Genomic DNA, 7,755 nt, shown 5'->3' with positions numbered 1-7,755 from the left:
CCACCGCCCCGCCCGACCAGAGTGGGCAGGCAACGGCCCCCCCCACCCCCCCGCCCACCCCCCGGCCCCCCCCCCCCCCCCCCCCCGGGCGCGCGCGCCCCCCGGCCGCGCGCGCCGTCGGTCCGGCCTGGTTCTGGTCCTCGCCCAGTGTGATGTTGGCGGAGTACAATTCCATGGACATCACCAACATCGATCGACGGAGGCGCCGAATGTCCGTGACCCAGATCGACATCGATGAAGAGGCGTTGGAGCGGGCGATGGCACTCGCCGGAGTGCGGACGAAGAAGGAAGCCGTCAATCTCGCGCTGCGCTACTACGCCGAGCGTCAGGAACGGGCGGCCCGCATCGGCAGGCACTTCGAGCGGGCTCGGAACTGGGAGGCCGTCGATCGCGCCGAGCGGCTGCACCAGGCCGAGAAGGACGCCCGGTGATCTACCTGCTCGACACCTCCGGGCTGGTCCGGCTGCTCCGTGATCCGAGCCTCCAGGCCGCTTGGTACGACGCGATCGACGCGGGGTCGATCGCGTCGTGCTATCCGCAGCGTGCCGAGTTCCTGTACACCGCGCGTGACGGTCGGGAGTACGACGAGATCTCCGAGATGTTCGCCGAGCTGTACCCGGACGTCTCGGTGCCGAAGGGCGCGGGGCGCTGGATCGACACGGCGCAACGACGGATGGCACTCGCCGGACAGCACCGCAGTGCATCTGCGGTGGACCTCATGATCGCGGCGACGGCCGCGCACCACCGACTCACGCTCCTCCACGATGATGCGGACTACCGCACCGTGGCGCGGTTCGCGTCCGACCTCAGCGAGCACAGCATCCTGGACCACACGTGAGGGAGGGCTCCCCGCTCAGGCGGTGAGCGCCGGGACGGCCGAGGTTGTGCGGCTCGCCTCGTCGTAGCGCTCCAGGAGCAGGGCCGCCAGCTCGGGGGCGGGGCCGAGGACGTCGGCCAGCACGTCCGCCCCTTCCGATGCCGCCGCGATGCGGTCGGGCAGGAGGCCGGGGGCCAGCAGGTAGGGGGCGACGGCGGTGTGCTCGGCGCCCGCGGCCCGGAGGGCGGCGAGGGCGTCGGGGACGCGGGGGCCGGCGGCGGAGGCGTAGGCGACCTCGACGGCGGCCCAGCCGCGGGTGCGCCGCCACTCGGCGGCGACCGCGCGGGTCGCGGCGTCGGCCGCCGGGTCGGAGGAGCCCGCGGCGGCGAGCACGACACCCGTACGGGCGCGGACGGCGGCCGAGCGCACGTCGACCCCGGCCTCGGCGAGGCGGCGGTCCAGGGCGGCGAGCAGCAGTGGGGAGGGGCCGAGCACGTCCGCGACCGGCAGCCGGGAGCCGGCGGCGCGCAGGGCGGCGGGGATGTCGTGCTTGGCGTGGAACGCCCGGTTGAGCAGCAGCGGGACGGCCACCGCGTCCGCCAGCCGTCCCACCACCTGCGGGATCCGCGGCGCGCAGTGGTCCAGGTACGCGGTGGCGACCTCGACGCCGGGCCGCCGGTCCCGCACCTCCTCGACGAGCGCGGCCACGGTCGCGGCGTGGCGCGGGTCGCGGCTGCCGTGGGCGATGAGGAGGAGGGCGGGCATCAGCGGGGCCTCACTTGCCGCCGGCCAGCAGGCCGCGGTTGCGCAGCACCCGGCGCTCGACCGGGGTGAACACCAGCAGCTCGATGGCGATGCCGACGAACAGGATCAGGATGATGCCGAGCAGGACCCCGGACATGTCGGAGAACTCGCGCTGGTCCTCCAGGAACCGGCCCAGGCCCCGGCCCAGGTCGGGGGAGGAGGCGACCAGTTCGGCGGCCATCAGCGAGCGCCAGGAGAACGCCCAGCCCTGCTTGAGCCCGGCCAGGTAGCCGGGCAGGGCGGCCGGGATCAGCACGTGCCGGGCGCCCGCCAGGCCGGTGGCACCGATGGTGCGCCCGGCCCGCAGGAACAGCGGCGGCACCTGGTCGATGCCGGCCACCAGCCCGTTGGCGATCGACGGGACGGCGCCCAGCAGGATCACCGCGTACATCATCGAGTCGTTGATGCCGAGCCAGATGACGGCGGCCGGCACCCAGGCGACCGAGGGCAGCGACTGCAGGCCCTGCAGGACCGGCCCGATCGCGGTGCGCACCGGCCTGACCCGGGCGACGACCAGTCCGATCGGGGTGCCGATCACCACGGCGAGCAGGAAGCCGGACAGGCCGCGCCAGACGCTGGTCCAGATGATCGAGAACAGCGTGCCCTGGTACCAGAGGTCCTGCGCGGAGTGCCACACGTCCGCCGGGCTGGGCAGCTTGTACGAGGAGGTGACGTGCAGGCTGTACGCCCCCTGCCACAGGGCGATCACCACGAGCACGCCGATCAGCGGCGGCAGCGCCTTGGTCCGCAGGGCCTCGCCGAGCGAGCCGCGCTGCGCCGTGACGGTGTCGAGGGCGTCCAGGCCCGCGCCGACGCCGGCGGTGTCGGTGGCGCCCTTCTCGGCCGCGTCGACCGTGCCGGTCTTGTCCAGGACGGGGGTGGTGTCAGTGCTGGCCATGGCGACGGATCTCCCCACGCAGTTCTTCGGTGATCTCGATGGACAGGTCGGCGACGCCCGCGGACTCGATGCGGCGCGGCTGCGGCAGGTCGATCCGCCATTCGCGGGCGACCCGGCCGGGGCGGGAGGAGAGCAGCACGACCCGCTGGGCCAGGCGCACCGCCTCGCGCACGTTGTGGGTGACGAAGAGGACGGACAGCTGCCGCTCGGCCCAGATCCGGGTGATCTCGTCGTGCAGCACGTCCCGGGTGATGGCGTCGAGCGCGGCGAACGGCTCGTCCATCAGCAGGACCTTGCTGCCCTGGGCGAGTGCCCGGGCCATCGCCACGCGCTGGCGCATGCCGCCGGACAGCTCGTGCACCCGCTTGCCGTACGAGCCCTTCAGGCGGACGAGTTCGAGCAGCCGCTCGGCCTCGGCGCGGCGCTCGGGACGGGGCAGGCCGGCCAGCTTGAGGGCGAGCTCGATGTTCTTCCCGGCGGTGAGCCAGGGGAACAGCGCGTGTTCCTGGAACATCAGGGCGGGGCGGCCGCCGGGCACCTCGATGCTGCCGGCGGTGGGCTTGTCGAGGCCGGCGACCAGGTTGAGCAGGGTGGACTTGCCGCAGCCCGAGGCGCCGAGCAGGGTGACGAACTCGCCGGGCGCGACGTCGAGGGTGATGTCGTCCAGGACGTGGGTCTGCGCGCCGGGGCGGCCGAAGGACTTGTGCACGTGCGAGATCCGGACGGCGGGCGCGCCGCCGAGGGCGTCGGCGCCGGGGGCGTCCGCCGAGGTGGTCAGTGCCAGTGTCATCCTGGGCACCTCCTGCGTGAGTGGTCTGCGGGGGCTGCGGGTCGGGGCCGGGGCCCGGGCCCCGCCCGTCCCGGTGGGCATCGATCGGGGATCGACCGGGCGGGCGGGGGCCGGACCGCGGAACTGGAGGGGCGGTGGCGCTACTTGGCGCCGAGCCCGGCGTCCGCCACGGCGGCCTGGCCCTGGGCGGCGAGGACCTTGTTCAGCAGGGTGAGGTCGTAGATGCCGTTCAGGCTGGGCTTCTTGAGGAGCCCGGCGGTGACGGCGTGGTCGGCCTCGGCCTGCAGGGTGTTCGCCAGCGGGTCGTCCAGGAAGTCGATGTCGGCCCAGGCCGGGTCGAGGACGGCGGGCTCCAGGGCGGTCCCGACCTCCTTCTTGATCGCCGCGTTGGCGTCGGCCTTGGCCTTGTCGGGGTCGGCCTTGATGAAGGCGTTGGTCTTCACCGAGCCGCGCAGCACGGCCTCCACCACGTCCGGGTGCTCCTTGAGGAACTTCTGCGAGACGATGATGTTGGTGATCACGAACTTCTTGTCCGGCCAGACGTCCTTCTCGTTGAGCAGGACCTTCGCGCCGAGCGTGACCAGCTTGGAGGCGGTCGGCTCGGGCACCCAGGCGCCGTCGATGGAGCCGGACTTGTAGGCGTCGGGGGTGACCTTGTTGTCGGTGCGCACCACCGAGACGTCGCCCGCGCCGGAGGCCGCGTCGACCTTGTAGCCCTTGCCCGCGAGGTAGTTGAGCAGTGCCACGTCCTGGGTGTTGCCCAGCTGCGGGGTGGCGATCTTCTTGCCCTTGAGGTCGTCGAGGGAGGAGATCTTGTCCGGGTTGACCACCAGCTTGACCCCGCCGGAGGCCGAACCGCTGATGATCTTCAGCGACTTGCCGTCGGACTTGGTGTAGCCGTTGATCGCCGGGGAGGGGCCGATCCAGCCGATGTCGATCGAGCCGGCGTTGAGCGCCTCGATCTCGGCCGGGCCCGCGTTGAAGACCTGGGTCTTCACCTGGGTGGCGCCCAACTCCTTCTGGAAGAGGCCCTCCTGGAGGCCGACCAGCGGGGTGCCGTGGGTCAGGTTGGCGAAGTAGCCGATCTTCACGGAGTCGGCGGAGAGCTTCGCGCCGGAATCCGCGGCGGTGGCGGCGCCGGCCTTGGTGTCGGAGGACTTGTCGTCGGCCTTGGAGCCGTAGCCGCAGGCCGACAGCAGCGCCACGGCGGCCAGGCCGGCCGTGGCGGCCGCGGCGGTACGTCTGATCCGGCCGGCGTTGGGGCGGGTGCGGGTATGCGAGGGTGCCGGGTTCGGTGCCATGGTGGAGTCCTGTTCGCGGACGGACCGTCAGGAAGCGGTCTCGGGCGGATGGTTCGGAAGGTGGTGCGCGCGGCAGCCAAGTGCCGGGGCAAGCCGGGCGGCTGTGGGGGAAGACAGCCCGGTGACAGGGCGTTCTCAGCCCTGTCGGCCCGCACATCGGGTCAGGCCGCCCTGGCCGCTGCCGAGGGCGCCGCTGCCGATGCGGCCGCCTTCCTTGTCCATGCCCGAGAACGCCTCGCTGGGCATCAGACCCAGTCCTCCTCGTCGGGTACGTCGGTGGTGCGTACGGTCTCGAAGGCCTCGCCCACCATGCCGGCGGTGAGGGTGGTGCCGTCGGCCGGGTCGATCAGCAGGAACGAGCCGGTGCGACGGTTGTCCGAGTAGCTGTCCAGGGCCAGCGGCTCGGCGGTGCGCAGCTTCACGTGGCCGATGTCGTTGACGTTCAACCCCTCGTCGCCGGAGCGCTGTTCGAGGGTGTCGATGTCGATCCGGTAGGAGATCTCCTTGACGAGCGCGCGCACGGTGCGGGTGGTGTGCTTGAGCAGCACCTTGTCCCCGGCGCGCAGCGGGCGCTCGTTGAGGTGGCTGACGGTGGCCTCGATGTCCTTGGTGGGGACGGCCGTTGCCCCGGCCGCGATGAGGTCGCCGCGGGAGATGTCGAGGTCGTCGGCGAGCCGGACGGTGACGGACTGCGGGGCCCAGGCGATGTCCGTCCGGCGGCCGAGCGCGTCGATCCCGGCGACGGTGCTGGTGAGGCCCGACGGCAGGACGGTGACCGGGTCGCCGACGCGCAGCACGCCGGAGGCCAGCTGGCCGGCGTAGCCGCGGTAGTCGGGGTGTTCCTCGGTCTGCGGGCGGATCACGTACTGGACGGGGAAGCGGGCCGGTTCGGCGCTCGGGTCGCTGCCGACCGGCACCGTCTCCAGGTGTTCGAGCAGGGTCGGGCCGCCGTACCAGTCCATGTGCGCGGAGGGCTCGACGACGTTGTCCCCGGCGAGGGCGGAGATCGGGACGGCGAGCACGTCGCCCACGCCGAGCGAGGCGGCGTAGGCGGTGAACTCGGCGGCGATGGCGGCGAACACGGGCTCGGCGTAGTCGACGAGGTCCATCTTGTTGACGGCGAGCACGACGTGCGGCACCCGCAGCAGCGCGGCGACGGCGGCGTGCCGGCGGGTCTGCTCGACCACGCCGTTGCGGGCGTCGACCAGGACGACGGCGAGTTCGGCGGTGGAGGCGCCGGTCACCATGTTGCGGGTGTACTGCACGTGCCCGGGGGTGTCGGCGAGGATGAACCGCCGCCGGGGGGTGGCGAAGTAGCGGTAGGCGACGTCGATGGTGATGCCCTGCTCGCGCTCGGCGCGCAGGCCGTCGGTGAGCAGCGCGAGGTCGGGCGCCTCCTGGCCGCGGTTGCGGGAGGCGTGCTCGACTGCCTCCAGCTGGTCGGCGAGCACCGACTTGGAGTCGTGCAGCAGGCGGCCGACCAGGGTGGACTTGCCGTCGTCGACGGAGCCGGCGGTGGCGAAGCGCAGCAGGGAGGTGGCGGTGTTCTCGATGGTCGTGCTCATTAGAAGTACCCCTCGCGCTTGCGGTCTTCCATCGCGGCCTCGGACAGCTTGTCGTCGGCGCGGGTGGCGCCGCGCTCGGTGAGGCGGCTGGCGGCGATCTCGGCGATCACGGCCTGGATGGTGGTGGCGTCGGAGTCGACGGCGCCGGTGCAGGACATGTCGCCGACGGTGCGGTAGCGGATCAGCCGCCGCTGGACGGGCTCGCTGTCCTTGGGGCCGCCCCACTCGCCGGCGGTCAGCCACATGCCGCCGCGCGAGAAGACGTCCCGCTCGTGCGCGTAGTAGATCTCCGGGAGCTCGATGCCCTCGCGCTCGATGTACTGCCAGACGTCCAGCTCGGTCCAGTTGGACAGCGGGAAGACCCGCACGTGCTCGCCGACGGCGTGCCGCCCGTTGTAGAGCGACCACAGTTCGGGGCGCTGGCGGCGCGGGTCCCAGGCGCCGAACTCGTCGCGCAGCGAGAAGACGCGCTCCTTGGCGCGGGCCTTCTCCTCGTCGCGGCGGCCGCCGCCGAAGACCGCGTCGAAGCGGCCCTTCTCGATGGCGTCCAGCAGCGGCACGGTCTGCAGCGGGTTGCGGGTGCCGTCCGGGCGCTCGCGCAGCCGGCCGTCGTCGATGAAGTCCTGGACGTGGGCGACGTGCAGGCGCAGGTTGTGCTCCGCGACGACGCGGTCGCGGTAGGCGATGACCTCGGGGAAGTTGTGCCCGGTGTCGACGTGCAGGAGGGAGAAGGGCACCGGCGCGGGCGCGAAGGCCTTGAGCGCCAGGTGCAGCATGAGGATGGAGTCCTTGCCGCCGGAGAAGAGGATCACCGGGCGCTCGAACTCCCCCGCGACCTCGCGGAAGATGTGCACCGACTCGGCCTCCAGCGCGTCCAGGTGGGACAGCGCGAACGGGTTGTCGTCGGTGTAGACCGGGCTGTCGGTCGCGGTGGTCATGCCAGACCCCTCTCGGTCAGGAAGGCGTGCAGTTCGGCGGCGGAGTCGGCCACCGCGCGGCCCTGTGTCTGGATCCGCAGTTCCGGGTCCTGCGGCGCCTCGTACGGGTCGTCCACGCCGGTGAGACCGGAGATCTCGCCGGCCGCCTGCTTGGCGTACAGGCCCTTGACGTCGCGCTCGGCGCACAGCTCGACCGGGGTCGCGACGTGGATCTCCAGGAACTCGGTGCCGGCCGCGGCGTGCCGCTCGCGCACGGCGGTGCGGGAGTCGGCGAACGGGGCGATCACCGGGGCGAGCACCTTGACGCCGTTGGCGGCGAGCTTCTCGGCGACGAAGCCGATCCGGGTGACGTTGGTGTGCCGGTCCTCGCGGGAGAAGCCGAGGCCCTTGGAGAGGAACTCGCGGATCTCGTCGCCGTCCAGGACCTCGACCCGGTGGCCCTCGGCGCGCAGCCGCTCGGCCAGCGCGAAGGCCAGCGTGGTCTTGCCGGCGCTCGGCAGCCCGGTCAGCCACACGGTGGCGCCGCGCTCGCAGGGGCCGGCCGTGCGGGCCGCCTCTGCGGCTCCATCGGCGGCCAGGGTGTGAGCTGTCACGGGGTCTTCCTCACTCGGTAGTCGACGGTACGTGTGTGTCCGGCGGGCT

The 7,755-nt window shown here is 72.6% G+C and carries 9 protein-coding genes; 2 read left to right on the top strand and 7 right to left on the bottom strand.

The features are described from left to right. Positions 1-209 precede the first annotated feature (209 nt). Positions 210-431: a type II toxin-antitoxin system VapB family antitoxin gene (locus ACZ51D_RS28850; protein WP_360499202.1), complete on the top strand. Its 222-nt coding sequence runs from the start codon at positions 210-212 to the stop codon at positions 429-431. Beyond that, a complete protein-coding gene (locus ACZ51D_RS28845) occupies positions 428-838 on the top strand; it encodes a PIN domain-containing protein (RefSeq protein WP_465663858.1) in 411 nt (136 codons plus the stop codon). The genes ACZ51D_RS28850 and ACZ51D_RS28845 overlap by 4 nt, the downstream gene beginning before the upstream one ends. Before the next feature lie 15 nt (positions 839-853). Here ACZ51D_RS28845 and ACZ51D_RS28840 read toward each other — a convergent pair whose 3' ends face one another. The 7 genes from ACZ51D_RS28840 to cysC all read right to left on the bottom strand — a co-directional run bounded on the left by ACZ51D_RS28840 (position 854) and on the right by cysC (position 7,691). After that, on the bottom strand, positions 854-1,582 hold the full coding sequence (locus ACZ51D_RS28840; protein ID WP_465618508.1) for a sirohydrochlorin chelatase: 729 nt from the start codon (positions 1,580-1,582) through the stop codon (positions 854-856). A gap of 10 nt (positions 1,583-1,592) precedes the next feature. After that, positions 1,593-2,519 (bottom strand): ABC transporter permease, encoded by a 927-nt coding sequence (locus ACZ51D_RS28835; RefSeq protein ID WP_465618510.1) that lies wholly within the window; start codon positions 2,517-2,519, stop codon positions 1,593-1,595. After that, complete coding sequence (locus ACZ51D_RS28830) at positions 2,506-3,309, bottom strand: ABC transporter ATP-binding protein (protein WP_465618512.1); 804 nt, start codon at positions 3,307-3,309, stop codon at positions 2,506-2,508. The genes ACZ51D_RS28835 and ACZ51D_RS28830 overlap by 14 nt, the downstream gene beginning before the upstream one ends. 140 nt (positions 3,310-3,449) lie before the next feature. Beyond that, positions 3,450-4,610 carry an ABC transporter substrate-binding protein gene (locus ACZ51D_RS28825; protein ID WP_465618514.1) on the bottom strand — a complete coding sequence of 387 codons (1,161 nt, stop codon included), beginning with the start codon at positions 4,608-4,610 and terminating at the stop codon, positions 3,450-3,452. 245 nt (positions 4,611-4,855) lie between these two features. Next, positions 4,856-6,175 (bottom strand): sulfate adenylyltransferase subunit 1, encoded by a 1,320-nt coding sequence (locus ACZ51D_RS28820; RefSeq protein ID WP_465618516.1) that lies wholly within the window; start codon positions 6,173-6,175, stop codon positions 4,856-4,858. Beyond that, positions 6,175-7,113 carry a sulfate adenylyltransferase subunit CysD gene (gene cysD / locus ACZ51D_RS28815; RefSeq protein ID WP_465618518.1) on the bottom strand — a complete coding sequence of 313 codons (939 nt, stop codon included), beginning with the start codon at positions 7,111-7,113 and terminating at the stop codon, positions 6,175-6,177. Before cysD ends, ACZ51D_RS28820 begins: the two co-directional genes overlap by 1 nt. Continuing rightward, positions 7,110-7,691 (bottom strand): adenylyl-sulfate kinase, encoded by a 582-nt coding sequence (gene cysC, locus ACZ51D_RS28810; protein WP_465618785.1) that lies wholly within the window; start codon positions 7,689-7,691, stop codon positions 7,110-7,112. Before cysC ends, cysD begins: the two co-directional genes overlap by 4 nt. Between the last annotated feature and the right edge of the window lie 64 nt (positions 7,692-7,755).

This window comes from Kitasatospora sp. NPDC033851, from assembly GCF_055576085.1.
The sequence above is the reverse complement of the archived record's forward strand: the minus strand, read 5'-3'. Positions and strand labels throughout refer to the sequence as shown.

What these genes read in the sequence shown, in the direction of transcription:
- ACZ51D_RS28820 (WP_465618516.1), bottom strand. Translation starts at nt 6,175, where the DNA reads ATGAGCACGACCATCGAGAACACCGCCACCTCCCTGCTGCGCTTCGCC.
- ACZ51D_RS28830 (WP_465618512.1), bottom strand. Translation starts at nt 3,309, where the DNA reads ATGACACTGGCACTGACCACCTCGGCGGACGCCCCCGGCGCCGACGCC.
- ACZ51D_RS28840 (WP_465618508.1), bottom strand. Translation starts at nt 1,582, where the DNA reads ATGCCCGCCCTCCTCCTCATCGCCCACGGCAGCCGCGACCCGCGCCAC.
- ACZ51D_RS28825 (WP_465618514.1), bottom strand. Translation starts at nt 4,610, where the DNA reads ATGGCACCGAACCCGGCACCCTCGCATACCCGCACCCGCCCCAACGCC.
- ACZ51D_RS28835 (WP_465618510.1), bottom strand. Translation starts at nt 2,519, where the DNA reads ATGGCCAGCACTGACACCACCCCCGTCCTGGACAAGACCGGCACGGTC.
- ACZ51D_RS28850 (WP_360499202.1), top strand. Translation starts at nt 210, where the DNA reads ATGTCCGTGACCCAGATCGACATCGATGAAGAGGCGTTGGAGCGGGCG.
- cysD (WP_465618518.1), bottom strand. Translation starts at nt 7,113, where the DNA reads ATGACCACCGCGACCGACAGCCCGGTCTACACCGACGACAACCCGTTC.